Genomic DNA, 15,557 nt, shown 5'->3' with positions numbered 1-15,557 from the left:
AGAAAGAGTCATTTAACATACTGATGCCAATATAATATAATTACTCAATGTGACGTAGTGCGAAGATACTTAAGCCAATAGCCCAGGGCGACAGTATTTATCAGCGGTTTCGGACATTTCCGCAGTTTTTTTTGCATGTACGTTCAGGATTATAAATATTTGCGGGATACCGCAGTTTGACAAACAATCGTTGATAAATAGCAGGAGGTAAAACCATGCAGAGACTTATATGGCTAATCCAGATAAAATCGAAAGAAAATGGTATGTAGTTGACGCTGCTGGATGCACCCTTGGCCGTTTGGCTTCCGGTGTTGCAAGCGTTTTAAGAGGAAAGAATAAACCACAGTTTACACCTCACGTAGATACAGGTGATTATGTGATCATCATCAATGCTGACAAGATCAAAGTTACAGGTAAGAAGCTTGATCAGAAAGTTTATTACAACCACTCTGATTATGTTGGTGGCATGAGAGAGACTACATTAAAAGAAATGATGGCTAAAAAACCGGAGAAGGTTGTTGAGCTGGCAGTGAAAGGAATGCTTCCTAAGGGACCTCTTGGAAGAACCATGTACAAGAAACTTTTCGTTTATGCGGGATCTGAACACAAACATGAGGCTCAGAAACCGGAAGTTTTAACATTTTAATGAGGAGGTAGAAAACATTGGCTAGCGCAAAATTCTACGGAACAGGAAGAAGAAAAAAATCAGTTGCAAGAGTTTATCTGGTACCTGGAACCGGTAAAATCACTATTAATAAAAGAGACATTGATGAATATTTTGGATTAGATACACTGAAAGTTATCGTTCGTCAGCCACTGGTTGCTACAGAAACAGAAGGCAAGTTTGATGTACTTGTTAATGTTCATGGTGGTGGATACACAGGACAGGCTGGTGCGATTCGTCATGGTGTTGCAAGAGCCCTTCTTGAGGCAGACAACGAGTACAGACCAGTTCTTAAAGCTGCTGGATTCCTTACACGTGATCCACGTATGAAAGAGCGTACCAGATCCGGTCTCAAAGCAGCTCGTCGCGCTCCGCAGTTCAGCAAGCGATAATCGACTGCTCAGACTATATCAAAATGGTTCAAAAAGCCCGGAAAATCAAGGTTTTCCGGGCTTTTGCTATATCTAAACGGGCTGATATGGTTTGACCAAATTTGGCAAAACGAGAGCCGATTTCATCCAATTTTTAGTGGTCCGCAAGTGGTTAACTGGCTAAAAAGAGGGCAAAAAAGAGGGGGAAGTGGTTCCCAAAGTGGTTAACCGAGAGCCGATTTTTGGGGTGCTTTTTCAGCCCTCCTTCCCCTCGTTTTTTGGCTGTGGCAGTTTGGCATAGTTTGAGCTAATTTGAATAATTGAATATGAATTCGATGTAGCACACAGTATAAATGCTGGGTGCTTTTTTCATTTTCAGGAACTCGTATTCCGGCGATAGAAAGAGCCGTCACTTCACTGTTAATTTTGAAGTGGCGGCTTTTGCCATTTCCAGAAACAACAGCAACAATCAGAAATGAGGTGAAGTCATGAACACACAAATCATCGCCATCGCCAACCAGAAAGGCGGCGTTGGCAAAACAACAACCTGTGCGAACTTGGGAATAGGTCTGGCACAGGCCGGAAAGAAAGTGCTTCTGATCGACGGGGACCCGCAAGGAAGCCTGACAATCAGCTGGGAAATCCGCAACCGGACAAGCTGCCATTTACACTGTCGGATGCAATGGGCAAAATTCTGATGGATCAGCCTATACGCCCCGGAGAAGGTATTCTGCATCATGCAGAAGGCGTTGACCTGATGCCTGCGGATATTCAGCTTTCCGGTATGGAGGTTTCTTTGGTAAACGCCATGAGCCGTGAAACGATTTTACGGCAATATCTGGACACACTGAAGGGACAATATTCCCATATCCTCATCGACTGCCAGCCCTCCCTTGGTATGCTCACAGTTAATGCGCTGGCCGCTGCGAATAGGATCATTATTCCCGTTCAGGCAGAGTATCTGCCCGCCAAAGGACTGGAACAGCTTCTATCTACGGTCAGTAAGGTGAAACGGCAGATCAATCCAAAGCTCCAGATTGACGGTATCCTGCTGACGATGGTGGATAACCGCACCAACTTTGCAAAAGAGATTACTGCTTTGCTGCGGGACACCTATGGAAGTAAAATCAAAATCTTTGGAACGGAGATTCCACACTCTGTCCGTGCAAAGGAAATCAGCGCAGAGGGAAAAAGTATTTTCGCCCATGACCCTGGCGGCAAGGTGGCAGAGGGGTATCGAAATACTGACGAAGGAGGTGTTGAAACTTGAAAAGCAGCGCGAAAAAAATAGAGCTGGCCTCGGTAGATGATCTGTTCTCCACCGAAGAAGGCCGTCAGGATGCAAAGCTGGAAAAGATTCAGGAGATTCCGCTGTCTGAACTGCATCCCTTTAAGAACCACCCATTCAAAGTCAAGGATGACGAAGCCATGATGGAGACCGCTGACAGTATCAAGCAGTATGGCGTTCTGGTTCCGGCGATTGCTCGACCGGACCCGGAGGGCGGTTATGAGCTGGTAGCCGGACACAGGCGGCACAGAGCCAGTGAGCTGGCAGACAAGGAGACCATGCCGGTCATTGTTCGGGATTTGGATGATGATGCCGCCACAATCATTATGGTTGACAGCAATCTGCAACGGGAAAGTCTGCTCCCAAGTGAAAGGGCTTTTGCTTACAAGATGAAGCTGGAGGCTATGAAAAGGCAGGCTGGCAGACCGAGTAAAGAAAATTGTTCCCAAGTTGGGAACGATTTTGGGAAGAAGTCCAGCGAGGTTTTGGCAGAGCAGAGTAGGTCAGAGTAAAAACCAGATTTTTCGTTATATCCGTCTGACTGAACTGATTCCTGAATTGATGGATATGGTCGATGAGAAGAAAATCGCCCTGAACCCTGCCTATGAGCTGTCCTTTCTCAAAAAGGAGGAACAGGTAGACCTGTTGGACGCGATGGACAGCGAACAGGCTACCCCTTCTCTTTCTCAAGCCCAGCGGCTCAAGAAATACAGTCAGGAGGGGCATCTGACCCTCGATATGATGCGTGTCATCATGGGTGAGGAAAAGAAAAGCGATCTGGACCGAGTGACATTTACCTCTGACACCTTGCGGAAGTATTTCCCTAAAAGCTATACGCCCCAGCGGATGCAGGAAACCATCATCAAGCTGCTGGAGGCATGGCAGAAAAAGCGTCAGAGAGACCAGGAACGATGAAAGGAGCCGCCTATGATGGATATTTCAGCCCGTGAGCTGAAAGGACACAACATTCTCGCCGTAGAGAGGTTTTGGGATAACACACGCTGGATGATTGAGTTTTCCGTCCTGCGTCCCAGCACAGCTTACGGCAGCCCCGGAGAGGAAATGCGGCTGTTTTTGACCGAGGATGGGTATCAGGCTGCCCTGCAAAGCCAGCAGCGCCGGGAGATCAAGATCAAGCGTTATGCTCGTGTGATTGAGGGACATATCCTCGATTTCAAACCGGGAAAACGCCGCCGCTCATAAACCCATACAACGAAAGGAAAGGAATGACTATGTGTACGGTAAAGGAAATTCAAGAAGCAATCCGGGAAGATTGCAAATCTCAGCATGACATGGATTCAACGGATATTGACCGAGTGATGCAAACACTTCCTTTCGCCCAGGAGGAGCCATTTACAGAGGCGCGTCCTCGAAAGCCGCTGTTTTGGTTCTATGCAAGAAAATTTGAAAAGTGTTGAACACCGCAATTCTTTGGAATGAGGATTGCGGTTTTTTTGTACCAAAAATTCGGAAGGAGTGAGGTCGATGGCCGTTTTTCGCATTGAACGGACCCGTGATTATACCGTGATGAGCAATCATCATTTACGAAATGCCAATTTATCGCTAAAAGCAAAAGGATTGCTTTCCATGATGCTGTCTTTGCCAGAGGACTGGAATTACACCACCCGTGGTCTTGCAAAGATCTGTAAGGAGGGCGTGGATGCCATAGGCGCTGCGTTGCGGGAATTGGAGGCTGCCGGTTACATTGTGCGGCACAAACTGCGTGACAGCCAGGGACGCATTAGTGATACGGAGTATGTCATATACGAGCAGCCACAGCTTAGAAAACCGGATACGGATTCACCAGATACGGAAAACCCGTATATGGATAAACCGGATACGGAAAAGCCCGCAGAATTAAATATAGAGAAATCAAATACTCAAAAACAAAATATTTATGGATCAAGTACCGATTCCATTCCCTTCCGGGATTGCGCGGCAGATTGTCTGCCGGAACGGAAAGGAAGGGATGCGATGTCACTCACAGAGATAGAGAGTTATCGGGAATTGATTCAGGAGAATATCGGGTATGAATACCTGTGTCAGCAGTATGAAACTTATCGGGAGGATTTGGATGAGATTGTGGAGCTAATCGTGGAAACGGTCTGTGCAAAGCGAAAGACCACCCGTATTGCAGGAAGTGATTTTCCGCATGAAATCGTTCGTTCCAGATTCTTGAAGCTGGATAACTCGCACATTGAGTTTGTCATGGACTGTTTACAGAAGAACACCACGGAAATTCGTAACATAAAGCAGTATCTTCTGACCGTTCTGTTCAATGCACCGACCACGATAAGCAATCATTACACCTCACAAGTAAATCACGATCTGTATGGCGGCTGGTAAATGGTCGCTTTTTTATTGCCCGGAACTGCCGGGAGAAAGGAGCAAGCATGATGTCTGAGGGAAAGACCATAGGGCAGCTGATGGAAGAAATGCGGGCAAAGGCAGGAGCGCAGAATTATCATGGTCATGGATATATGGACCTCCAGCGTTTTGCGGAGGACACCCGGCACATGATTATTTTTGATGTGCTGACGAACGATTCTCCTGTTGGCTGGAAAGGCGAACGAACCCGCCTGTTCCTGTCGGATACCGGTTATGAAAAAGCACTGGATAGTCAGGAAAAGGGGCAGATTAAGATTTTGAGCCACGCAAAGGTACGCCAGGGCAATCTGCACTATGACCATTCTGACCAGTTACGCTAAGGAGGGCGGTATGAAGCGTTATCTTCTGCGGCGGCTGGTGGTTCCGCCTTAGCAAAAAAAAGAGATTCCCTGCAAACTTCGTGGAAAGGAGGCGAGAAAATGCAGGAAGAAGTGGAAAACAGAACTTTGACGCTGGTTGTCAGTGGAACAAAGTTTACCGGCAGAATGTTTAAGGCTGCCATAAGCAAGTACATGGCACATCGAAAGGAAAAGAAGCTGGAAAAACAGAGAAGCCGTGATGCGCCGGTTGTTCCGCATGGAAAACAGACTGTGAAGCAGCTTGTCGGGCAGAATCAGGGAATATCCAACATTGAGATCACAGACCCCTCTATCAAGGAGTTTGAGAAAATCGCCCGGAAATATGGTGTGGATTATGCGGTGAAAAAGGATCGCAGCAGTTCTCCACCAAAGTACCTGATTTTTTTCAAAGGCCGTGATGCAGATGCTCTGACAGCAGCTTTTACAGAGTACACCAACAAAAAGGTCAAAAAGGCAACGAAAACAGAGCGCCCGTCCGTACTGGCAAAACTTAACCAGTTCAAAGAGATGGTTAAAAATGCTGTGGTGGATCGCACCAAGCGAAAGGAGCTGGAACGATGAAAAAGACATTGGACATCAAAAAGCTCATTTTGCTGAATATGCCGTATATCCTGCTGGGGCTGTTTGCTACCAATTTTGGAGAGGCATGGCGAATGGCACAAGGGGCGGATGCTTCAGAAAAGTTTCTTTCGCTGGTTGCGGTTCTGCCTGGGGCGTTGCAAAGTTTCTGGCCAAGCCTGCATCCATTGGACTTGTTGGTAGGGCTGTGCTGCGGTGTTAGTCTGAGGCTGGCGGTGTATCTTAAAAGCAAGAACGCCAAGAAATATCGACATGGTTTGGAATATGGTTCGGCCCGCTGGGGAACCCGTGAGGATATTGCACCTTACGTTGATCCTGTATTTCAGAACAATGTGATTCTGACAAAAACGGAGAGCCTGACCATGAACAGCCGCCCCAAGGACCCCAAGACTGCCAGAAACAAAAATGTACTGGTGATTGGCGGCTCCGGTTCCGGTAAGACCCGATTCTGGCTGAAACCCAACCTGATGCAGATGCACAGCTCCTATGTTGTGACGGACCCGAAGGGAACAATTCTGGTGGAGTGCGGAAAAATGCTCCAAAGGGGTACGCCCAAGCTGGGGAAGGACGGAAAGCCCATGAAGGATAAGCACGGCAAGGTCATTTATGAGCCGTACCGAATCAAGGTCCTAAATACCATCAACTTCAAGAAGTCCATGCACTATAACCCTTTTGCATACGCGCGACACGAGGTCGCGTAATTAAACTGTTCGGCTCTGACCGAACCTGTTATTCCATTAGCAGTAGCCTATCGTCACCGAAGCGGCTGGTAACGGCCGCGAGGCAGCATGACGAGAAAAGGTAGCCCTCCCGAAAGGGTCAAGCCAAAACCGCGAGGCAGAGGCGAAAAGCTGGAAGCAACGTCCGGCTGGGGAGCTTGGCTTGTGTAGTATGGTGAATGTAAGTAAATCGCTGCTAAACGTCGTTAGTGGGAACCAGGCTAAAGTTGCTGATAAGCCTGAACCAAAAGGTGTGCAGTCGGATGTTCTCTTGTAAGCTGGGAACACATGGACAAACAAGACTGCCGGCGGATAGGCGGCACCTAACCTACACGGTTGATTACGTGAAACGTGGTAAGCCCGCGCTCTCTCCGTATATTCGGAAAGCTGACCGCAAGGGAAGCCGATAGAAACGCGGGTAAGGAACGCTGGAAAAAGCGAATGCCGACCTTGTAATGAGGACGGACAGGGATTGAAACATATCCCACGCGAAAGCGGGCTGACTTCCAGCAGGTCTATCTTTACGAGAGAATTTACAGAACTTTTGAGAGGAGGAATCGCAAATGAACAGGAAACTGTGTGCGCCTGCTGACAAGGCACAATGCTGGGAGTCCATTGACTGGAAGAAAGCGGAGGCCTATGTTAAAAAGCTGCAAATGCGTATCGCAAAGGCTCAAAAAGACGGTCATTACAACAAGGTGAAATCCCTGCAATGGCTGTTGACACACTCTTTCTATGCCAAGGCACTGGCGGTGAAGCGTGTGACAAGTAATAAAGGCAAAAATACCGCTGGTGTAGACCATGAATTATGGAAAACGCCAAAAGGCAAATTCGAGGCGATTGACAAACTCAAGCGCCGGGGCTATCAGCCCCAACCTCTCAGACGAGTGTATATCCCGAAGAAAAACGGAAAATTACGCCCACTGAGTATTCCAACGATGACAGACCGCGCCATGCAGACATTATATAAGTTTGCACTGGAACCATTGGCAGAAACTCTGGCAGACCCGAACTCCTACGGCTTTAGAATCGGAAGAAGCACGCACGATGCTATCGGCCAATGCTTCAACGATTTGTGCAGAGCCGGTTCCCCTCAATGGATTTTAGAGGGAGACATTAAGGGTTGCTTTGACCACATCAGCCATAACTGGCTGTTGCAAAACATTCCAATGGATAAAGAGATGCTCAAAAAATGGCTGAAATGTGGCTTTGTGGAGACCAAAAAGCTCTTTCCAACAGAGGAAGGAACCCCACAGGGCGGCACAATATCGCCAGTCTTGATGAACATGACCCTGGACGGTCTGGAGCGGATTCTAAAAGAAAGATTTCCTATGAGACGGACAGTGGCAGGTAAAACTGTTTACGACCAGATCAACTTCGTGCGATATGCCGACGACTTTATCGTCACCGGGAAAAGCCCGGAAACTTTGCGTGATGAGGTTATGCCCATCATCAAGGACTTTCTTACGGAACGCGGCCTGCAACTTTCAGAGGAAAAAACGGTAATTACACATATCAGCGACGGTTTTGACTTTCTTGGACAGAACGTTCGGAAATACAATGGGAAACTGCTCATTAAACCGTCAAAGAATGCGATAAAATCCTTCCTCAAAAAAGTGCGGACTATCGTTAGGGAGAACAAAACCGCTACACAGGACTTGCTCATTCGCAAGTTAAATCCTGTCATTCGTGGTTGGGTCAATTACCACCGCTATGTCGTTTCGGCGGATATTTTTGGATTGGTTGACCACAGGATTTTCGAGTGCCTATGGAGGTGGGCTTGCCGCAGACACAAGCGCAAAGGTAGGAAATGGATTGCCAATAAATACTGGCACCACATTGATAACCGGACGTGGACGTTTGCAGCGGAGCCTGCTTTCCGCGGTAAAGACTTCGATGAAAAATACCTCATGCTGGAATACGCGGCAAACACCAAAATCATCCGATTCAGGAAAATCGCCGCCGAAGCTAACCCGTTCGATGAAAGATGGACGGGATATTATGAGGAACGTGACGGAGAAAGGATGCTCGAATCGTACCAAAGGACGGGAAAAGCTCGTCAAAATCTGGAACAACCAGAAACGGTGCTGCCCTGTATGCGGAGAGAAAATAACATCTGAAACGGGGTTTAAGACACATTTCGTCACTGAAAGCAACAGGAAATGGCCCGCTATCATGGTACATCCCTGGTGTCATCGAAATCTGCATGCGCCAGACTACTTGATTTGAGCCGGGTTTCGTTTTACACGAGAGCCTTACGGTAGGCTTGAGCCGTATGACGGGAAACTGTCACGTACGGTTCTTAGGGGAGGGGCTGGCAGTAATGTCAGTCTCTTACCCGACATCCACTCGGAAAAGGATATTTTGAAGCTGGTGACAACGCTGATCGCTAATACCAAAGGCGAGGGCAAGGCCGGAGACGATTTCTGGGTCAAGGCGGAAACATTGCTGTATTGCGCATTGATCGGATATATCCACTATGAAGCTCCGGTGGAGGAGCAAAACTTCTCCACCCTCATCGAGTTCATCAACGCCATGGAAGTCCGGGAGGATGACGAGGAGTTCAAAAATCCCGTAGACCTGATGTTTGATGCACTGGAATCGGAAAAGCCAAACCACTTCGCAGTGCGGCAGTATAAGAAATATAAGCTGGCAGCCGGAAAAACCGCTAAGTCGATTTCTGATTTCCTGCGGTGCGCGTCTGGCCGTATTTGATATTGCGGAGCTGCGCGAGGTTACATCCTACGATGAGTTGGAACTGGATACGCTGGGAGACAGAAAAACGGCTCTGTTCCTCATTATGAGTGATACGGATGACAGTTTTAACTTTCTCATTTCCATGTGCTACACCCAGTTATTCAACCTGCTTTGTGAAAAGGCCGATGATGTGTATGGCGGCAGGCTTCCGGTTCATGTGCGCTGTTTGATTGATGAGTGTGCTAACATCGGGCAGATTCCGAAGCTGGAAAAGCTGGTGGCCACCATCCGAAGCCGTGAAATCTCTGCCTGTCTGGTGTTGCAGGCACAGAGCCAGCTCAAGGCAATTTACAAAGATAATGCCGATACCATCATCGGCAATATGGATACTTCCATCTTCTTGGGTGGCAAAGAGCCAACAACGCTGAAAGAGCTGGCGGCTGTTCTGGGAAAGGAGACCATAGACACTTACAACACCGGAGAGAGCCGGGGACGGGAGACTTCCCACTCGCTCAACTATCAGAAATTGGGAAAAGAGCTGATGAGCCAGGACGAGCTGGCAGTTATGGATGGCGGCAAGTGCATCTTGCAGTTGCGCGGTGTGCGTCCGTTTCTTTCAGACAAGTATGACATTACCAGACACCCTAATTTCAAATACACAGCTGATGCAGACAAGCGAAATACCTTTGATATTGAAGCATTTTTCGTCTGCCAGACTAAAACTCAAGCCTGATGAGGTCTGCGATGTATATGAAGTAGACACGGAGGGCGTGTAATACGGTTCCGCTGAGAAAGGAGTGATCGTATCTATTTGCCGCAACTGCCTCTGTTGAGGCCATTGGCGTACAAAGCGGACAATCGCAAGAAAATAATGAAAAAGGAGGACAGCCGGAATCAGTGCCCCCGGAAACCGGGCGGCAGATTCTCCGGCTTTTGTATGCCTATGAAACATGACAAACCTATTTTTTAATCAGATTCCGGCTAACAAACTATATGGCATTTTTTGAACAGGCAATTACCGTTCTTCAGACTCTCGTTATCGCTCTGGGCGCTGGTCTTGGTATCTGGGGTGTCATCAACCTGTTGGAAGGTTACGGCAACGACAACCCTGGCGCCAAATCTCAGGGCATGAAGCAGCTCATGGCCGGCGCTGGTGTAGCCGTAGTCGGCATGGTCCTTGTACCTCTGCTCTCCGGGCTGTTCTCTGTCTAAGCGTTCCTGCATGAAATCCTTGCCGCTCCCGCAGTTCTGCGGGGGCGGCGGAAAGGAGGTTGACACCGTATGGATTTCTTACTTGAAGCCCTGACAAATTGGCTGAAAGAAATGCTGGTGGGCGGTATTATGAGCAACCTTTCGGGGATGTTTGACAGCGTAAACCAACAGGTCGCGGATATATCCGTACAGGTAGGACAGACCCCACAGGGATGGAATGGCAGTATTTTCAATATGATTGAGAATCTGTCAAACTCTATCATGGTGCCGATTGCAGGTGTGATTCTGGCTATCGTGATGACCGTAGACCTGATCCAGATGATTGCAGACAAGAACAACCTGCATGATGTGGATACCTGGATGATTTTCAAGTGGGTGTTCAAATCAGCTGCCGCCGATCCTCATTGTCACAAACACATGGAATATCGTGATGGGCGTCTTTGATATGGCGCAGAGCGTGGTGGCGCAGGCGGCAGGGATTATCAATTCGGATGCGTCCATTGACATTTCCTCGGTTATGACTGAATCTGGAACCGAGGCTGATGGAAATGGATTTGGGACCGCTGTTCGGACTGGTGGTTCCGATCCCTCTTTATTGGCATTACCATGTGGGCGTTGTATATCTGTATCTTTATCGTTATTTATGGCCGTATGATCGAGATCTACCTTGTAACTTCGGTGGCTCCCGTTCCAATGGCTGCAATGATGGGCAAAGAATGGGGCGGTATGGGACAGAATTACCTCCGATCCCTGCTGTGCACTGGGCTTTCAGGCGTTTCTCATTATTGTCTGCGTGGCAATTTATGCTGTGCTGGTGCAGAACATCGCTCTGGAAGATGACATCATCATGGCAATCTGGAGCTGCGTGGGCTACACCGTACTGCTATGTTTTACGCTGTTCAAAACCGGCAGTCTCGCCAAATCAGTCTTTCAGGCGCACTAAAACGGAAGGAGGTTTCTACATTGGCTTATGTACCCGTACCCAAGGACTTAACAAAAGTCAAAACAAAGGTCATGTTCAATCTGACCAAGAGGCAGCTTATCTGCTTCACGGGCGGAGCGCTTATTGGCGTACCGCTTTTCTTTTTGCTCAGAAAACCTACCGGAAACAGTGTAGCGGCTATGTGTATGATGCTGGTTATGCTGCCCTTCTTTATGCTGGCTATGTACGAAAAGCATGGACAGCCCCTGGAAAAGATCGTGGGCAACATTCTCAAAGTAGCTGTGATCCGTCCAAAGCAGCGACCTTACCAGACCAACAACTTTTATGCCGTATTAAAGCGGCAGGAAATGCTCGATAAGGAGGTGTATGACATTGTTCACCGCAATAAAAAAATGGCTGCATCGGATGTTCGGAAAAACCGAGGAAAAAACTGTGCAGCCAGTAAAGACAAAGAAAAAGCTGTCCCGCGCCGATAAGAAGCAGATCGAAGCGGCCATTGCCCGCGCTAACCGCACGGACAAAAAAGGAAAATCTGCGCAGGACAGTATCCCTTATGAACGGATGTGGCCGGACGGAATCTGCCGCATATCGGACAGCCACTACACAAAGACCATCCAGTTTCAGGACATCAACTATCAGCTCTCACAAAACGAAGATAAGACGGCAATCTTTGAGGGTTGGTGTGATTTCCTCAATTATTTTGACAGCTCGATTCATTTCCAGCTGTCTTTTTTGAACCTTGCGGCATCGGAGGAGACCTTTGCTAACTCCATTTCCATCCCGCCCCAGAGGGACGCCTTTGACAGTATCCGCGAGGAATACACCACAATGCTGCAAAATCAGCTGGCCAGAGGTAACAACGGTCTCATCAAGACCAAATACCTGACCTTTGGTATCGACGCGGACAGCATCAAAGCCGCCAAGCCCCGTCTGGAGCGTATTGAGACCGATATACTTAATAACTTCAAGCGTCTTGGTGTAGCTGCCAGAACGCTGGACGGTAAAGAAAGGCTTTTTCAGCTTCATGCGGTATTCCACATGGATGAACAACTCCCGTTTCTGTTTGAATGGGACTGGCTGGCTCCTTCCGGTCTGTCCACAAAGGATTTTATTGCACCAAGCTCCTTTGAGTTCCGCACTGGCAAGCAGTTCCGTATGGGTAAGAAATACGGGACTGTTTCTTTTTTGCAGATTCTCGCACCGGAACTGAATGACCGTTTGCTGGCTGATTTTCTGGATATGGAAAGTTCGCTCATTGTGAGTATGCACATTCAGTCGGTGGATCAGGTGAAAGCCATCAAAACGGTAAAGCGGAAGATTACCGACCTGGACCGCAGCAAGATCGAGGAACAGAAAAAAGCAGTCCGTGCCGGATACGACATGGACATCATTCCATCTGACCTTGCTACCTACGGCAGTGAAGCGAAAAAACTCTTGCAGGATTTGCAGAGCCGCAACGAGAGAATGTTCCTTTTGACCTTTCTGGTGCTGAACACAGCGGACAATCCCCGTCAGCTTGGCAACAACATTTTCCAGGCAGGCTCCATTGCCCAGAAGTATAACTGTCAGCTGACCAGGCTGGACTTCCAGCAGGAAGAAGGGCTGATGAGCTGTCTGCCCCTGGGACTCAATCAGATCGAGATCCAGCGAGGACTGACCACCAGTTCTACGGCTATCTTTGTACCGTTCACCACACAGGAATTATTCCAGAACGGCAAAGAAGCTCTGTACTATGGCATCAATGCTCTATCCAACAACCTCATCATGGTGGATCGAAAGCTGCTGAAAAACCCCAACGGCTTGATTTTGGGTACGCCGGGTTCCGGTAAGTCCTTCAGCGCAAAACGAGAAATTGCCAACTGCTTTTTGCTTACCAGTGATGATGTTATTATCTGTGACCCGGAAGCAGAGTACGCACCTCTGGTGGAGCGTCTGCATGGGCAGGTCATCAAGATCTCGCCTACCTCCACCAACTACATCAATCCGATGGATCTGAATCTGGACTATTCGGATGATGAAAGCCCGCTGTCACTCAAGTCTGACTTTATCCTCAGCTTGTGTGAGTTGATCGTGGGCGGTAAGGAGGGCTTGCAGCCGGTGCAGAAAACCATTATTGACCGTTGTGTGCGCCTGGTCTATCAGACCTATCTCAATGACCCGCGCCCGGAGAATATGCCCATACTGGAGGATTTGTATAACCTGCTTCGGGAACAGGAGGAAAAGGAAGCCCAGTATATCGCTACGGCTCTTGAAATCTATGTAACCGGCTCCCTCAATGTGTTCAACCATCAGAGCAATGTGGATATTGATAACCGGATTGTCTGCTACGACATCAAGGAACTGGGCAAGCAGCTTAAAAAAATCGGTATGCTGGTGGTACAGGATCAGGTGTGGAACCGCGTTACCATCAACCGTGCCGCCCACAAGTCCACCCGTTACTACATCGACGAGATGCACCTGCTTTTGAAGGAGGAGCAGACCGCCGCCTATACGGTGGAAATCTGGAAGCGATTCAGAAAATGGGGCGGTATTCCGACAGGTATCACCCAGAATGTCAAAGACCTTTTGAGCAGCCGCGCAGGTGGAAAATATCTTTGAAAATTCCGACTTCTGCGTACGCTCGACCAGGCAGGCGGAGACAACTGTCGAGACACAATCTCGCCAAGCAGCTGGGCATTTCCACACACCAGTTATCTTGATGCTGACCCATCTCCGGCGAGGGCGAGGGTCTGCTTGTTCCTATGGCTCCACGATCCTGCCGTTTGTAGACCACTTCCCGAAGAATACCGAGCTTTACCGCATTATGACCACCAAACCTCAAGAATTGAAAAAGGAGGATGAATGATTATGAACCCCGACATTTTGAATAAAAATCCGCTGATGTTTTTTGACAGGGCGGTAAATGCCCAGCGCAGCCAGCTGCTTACGGTCATGGCCGATGCGGTAAGTGAGTGCCGCACGGCGGCAGATCAGGCAGCCGAACTGAATGAGACCGGTCAGGTGGGGCTTCTCCGTCTGGCAGAGGTCTGGAGCGCCATTCGTGCTAAAGAAGGTATGGGCGGTCTGGTTCTGGAAGGAACCGAAGCGAAGATCCTGTCCGATGTGGTGGCACAGTTTTACGCCTACCTGTCTGGCTGTATGTTCAACGATCCTGTGGGAATGGCCATTTATGCAGAGCTGCACTACATGATGTCCTCCCTCATGGTGGGAGAATGGTTTGAATAAGGAGCCGCGCCTGCGCTTTACTGATGAGGAACGGTCGGACCCTGCACTGGAAAAGCCGATCCGTAAAGCGGAGAAAGCTGCGGCCAGAGCAGATAAGGCGCAGGCCAATATCCCAAAGAAAAAGGTCAGGCAGACGGTCATTGACCCAGATGCCGGAAAAAAGACCTCGAAGCTGACCTTTGAGGACAAGAAAAAGCCACCTTCCAAAGTTTCTCAGGGAGTCAGGGAAGCCCCCGTCCATCTGGTCGCAGGCAAGCTCCACAAAGAGATCCGGGAAACAGAGCAGGACAATGTGGGCGTGGAAAGCGCCCACAAGTCCGAGGAAGCGGTGGAGACCGGCGCTTATCTGGTGCGGGAGGGCTATCGCAGCCACAAGCTGAAGCCGTACCGCAAAGCAGCCCAGGCAGAGCGTCAACTGGAAAAGGCAAATGTAAATGTTCTGTACCAGAAATCTTTGCAGGAAAATCCCCAGTTTGCCAGCAACCCTCTTTCCCGCTGGCAGCAAAAACAGGCCATCAAAAAGCAGTATGCCGCCGCCAAACACGCCGGTCAGACTGCCGGAAATACCGCCCAGGCTGCATCCAAAACCGGAAAAGCCGCAAGGACGGTAAAAGAAAAGGTACAGCAGGCAGGGGCATTCGTCATGCGCCACAAGAAGGGTTTCCTGATGGCAGGGGTTTTGTTCCTCATTACCTGTATGCTGATGAATACCATGTCCTCCTGCTCCATGATGGCGCAGAGCATCGGTTCTGTTCTCTCCGGCACCACCTATCCGTCGGATGACCCGGAAATGCTGGCGGTGGAGGCAGATTATGCAGCCAGAGAAGCCCAGTTGCAGGAGAAAATCGACAACATTGAAAGCAGCCACCCAGGGTATGACGAGTATCGCTATGACCTTGGTATGATTGGCCATGACCCTCATGAACTGGCAGCATTTCTGTCTGCTGTCTTGCAAGGTTACACCCGGCAGAGCGCTCAGGCAGAGCTGGCGCGTGTGTTTGCAGCACAGTATCAGCTGACGCTTACTGAGGAAGCGGAGATCCGCTACCGCACGGAGACCTCCACCGACTCCGGACCCCGGCGAGACCACCTCAGAAGAAGTCCCCTATGAG

At 49.0% G+C, this 15,557-nt stretch carries 11 protein-coding genes and 7 pseudogenes; all 18 read left to right on the top strand.

Annotated features, from left to right (window positions below; all coding sequences use genetic code 11):
• The first annotated feature begins 229 nt into the window (after positions 1 to 229).
• The gene (gene rplM / locus R1Y93_RS03325; protein WP_500821616.1) at positions 230 to 646 is read left to right on the top strand and encodes a 50S ribosomal protein L13; all 417 of its coding nucleotides are present in this window, start codon (positions 230 to 232) and stop codon (positions 644 to 646) included.
• Positions 647 to 663: 17 nt separating this feature from the next.
• A complete protein-coding gene (rpsI, locus tag R1Y93_RS03320) occupies positions 664 to 1,056 on the top strand; it encodes a 30S ribosomal protein S9 (protein WP_500821615.1) in 393 nt (130 codons plus the stop codon).
• A gap of 467 nt (positions 1,057 to 1,523) precedes the next feature.
• Positions 1,524 to 2,345, top strand: a pseudogene (locus R1Y93_RS03315) (ParA family protein).
• A pseudogene (locus R1Y93_RS03310) lies at positions 2,302 to 3,238 on the top strand (ParB/RepB/Spo0J family partition protein). Before R1Y93_RS03315 ends, R1Y93_RS03310 begins: the two co-directional pseudogenes overlap by 44 nt.
• A gap of 12 nt (positions 3,239 to 3,250) precedes the next feature.
• Positions 3,251 to 3,526 (top strand): DUF5720 family protein, encoded by a 276-nt coding sequence (locus R1Y93_RS03305; RefSeq protein WP_005335947.1) that lies wholly within the window; start codon positions 3,251 to 3,253, stop codon positions 3,524 to 3,526.
• A 23-nt stretch (positions 3,527 to 3,549) separates the two neighbouring features.
• Entirely contained in the window at positions 3,550 to 3,741 is a 192-nt protein-coding gene (locus R1Y93_RS03300; protein ID WP_005335946.1) for a hypothetical protein, read from the top strand.
• A 67-nt stretch (positions 3,742 to 3,808) separates the two neighbouring features.
• A complete protein-coding gene (locus R1Y93_RS03295) occupies positions 3,809 to 4,669 on the top strand; it encodes a DUF6017 domain-containing protein (protein ID WP_500821614.1) in 861 nt (286 codons plus the stop codon).
• A gap of 50 nt (positions 4,670 to 4,719) precedes the next feature.
• The gene (locus R1Y93_RS03290) at positions 4,720 to 5,031 is read left to right on the top strand and encodes a DUF5720 family protein (protein ID WP_044024580.1); all 312 of its coding nucleotides are present in this window, start codon (positions 4,720 to 4,722) and stop codon (positions 5,029 to 5,031) included.
• 99 nt (positions 5,032 to 5,130) lie between these two features.
• On the top strand, positions 5,131 to 5,631 hold the full coding sequence (locus R1Y93_RS03285; RefSeq protein ID WP_007886614.1) for a PcfB family protein: 501 nt from the start codon (positions 5,131 to 5,133) through the stop codon (positions 5,629 to 5,631).
• Positions 5,628 to 6,341 (top strand): annotated as a pseudogene (locus R1Y93_RS03280) (type IV secretory system conjugative DNA transfer family protein); the annotation flags it as partial. The gene R1Y93_RS03285 and the pseudogene R1Y93_RS03280, both read left to right, overlap by 4 nt.
• 590 nt (positions 6,342 to 6,931) lie before the next feature.
• A complete protein-coding gene (ltrA, locus tag R1Y93_RS03275; RefSeq protein WP_500821613.1) occupies positions 6,932 to 8,488 on the top strand; it encodes a group II intron reverse transcriptase/maturase in 1,557 nt (518 codons plus the stop codon).
• Between the two features lie 223 nt (positions 8,489 to 8,711).
• A pseudogene (locus R1Y93_RS03270) lies at positions 8,712 to 9,841 on the top strand (VirD4-like conjugal transfer protein, CD1115 family); the annotation flags it as partial.
• A 217-nt stretch (positions 9,842 to 10,058) separates the two neighbouring features.
• On the top strand, positions 10,059 to 10,277 hold the full coding sequence (locus R1Y93_RS03265) for a Maff2 family mobile element protein (RefSeq protein ID WP_003525154.1): 219 nt from the start codon (positions 10,059 to 10,061) through the stop codon (positions 10,275 to 10,277).
• A 69-nt stretch (positions 10,278 to 10,346) separates the two neighbouring features.
• A pseudogene (locus R1Y93_RS03260) lies at positions 10,347 to 11,220 on the top strand (VirB6/TrbL-like conjugal transfer protein, CD1112 family).
• 20 nt (positions 11,221 to 11,240) lie between these two features.
• Positions 11,241 to 11,696 carry a PrgI family protein gene (locus R1Y93_RS03255; RefSeq protein ID WP_118083551.1) on the top strand — a complete coding sequence of 152 codons (456 nt, stop codon included), beginning with the start codon at positions 11,241 to 11,243 and terminating at the stop codon, positions 11,694 to 11,696.
• Positions 11,653 to 14,065 (top strand): annotated as a pseudogene (locus tag R1Y93_RS03250) (VirB4-like conjugal transfer ATPase, CD1110 family). Before R1Y93_RS03255 ends, R1Y93_RS03250 begins: the two are co-directional and overlap by 44 nt.
• Positions 14,062 to 14,445 (top strand): DUF3851 domain-containing protein, encoded by a 384-nt coding sequence (locus tag R1Y93_RS03245; RefSeq protein ID WP_500821612.1) that lies wholly within the window; start codon positions 14,062 to 14,064, stop codon positions 14,443 to 14,445. Before R1Y93_RS03250 ends, R1Y93_RS03245 begins: the two are co-directional and overlap by 4 nt.
• Positions 14,438 to 15,557 (top strand): annotated as a pseudogene (locus tag R1Y93_RS03240) (CD1108 family mobile element protein); the annotation flags it as partial. The gene R1Y93_RS03245 and the pseudogene R1Y93_RS03240, both read left to right, overlap by 8 nt.

The sequence above is a fragment of the Blautia sp. HA3515 genome (assembly GCF_059933065.1).
This window is presented reverse-complemented; position numbering and strand designations above follow the sequence as displayed.

Coding starts and splice junctions, on each gene's coding strand:
- R1Y93_RS03295 (WP_500821614.1), top strand. CDS start 3,809: ATGGCCGTTTTTCGCATTGAACGGACCCGTGATTATACCGTGATGAGC.
- R1Y93_RS03265 (WP_003525154.1), top strand. CDS start 10,059: ATGGCATTTTTTGAACAGGCAATTACCGTTCTTCAGACTCTCGTTATC.
- R1Y93_RS03290 (WP_044024580.1), top strand. CDS start 4,720: ATGTCTGAGGGAAAGACCATAGGGCAGCTGATGGAAGAAATGCGGGCA.
- R1Y93_RS03285 (WP_007886614.1), top strand. CDS start 5,131: ATGCAGGAAGAAGTGGAAAACAGAACTTTGACGCTGGTTGTCAGTGGA.
- R1Y93_RS03305 (WP_005335947.1), top strand. CDS start 3,251: ATGATGGATATTTCAGCCCGTGAGCTGAAAGGACACAACATTCTCGCC.
- rplM (WP_500821616.1), top strand. CDS start 230: ATGGCTAATCCAGATAAAATCGAAAGAAAATGGTATGTAGTTGACGCT.
- ltrA (WP_500821613.1), top strand. CDS start 6,932: ATGAACAGGAAACTGTGTGCGCCTGCTGACAAGGCACAATGCTGGGAG.
- R1Y93_RS03245 (WP_500821612.1), top strand. CDS start 14,062: ATGATTATGAACCCCGACATTTTGAATAAAAATCCGCTGATGTTTTTT.
- R1Y93_RS03300 (WP_005335946.1), top strand. CDS start 3,550: ATGACTATGTGTACGGTAAAGGAAATTCAAGAAGCAATCCGGGAAGAT.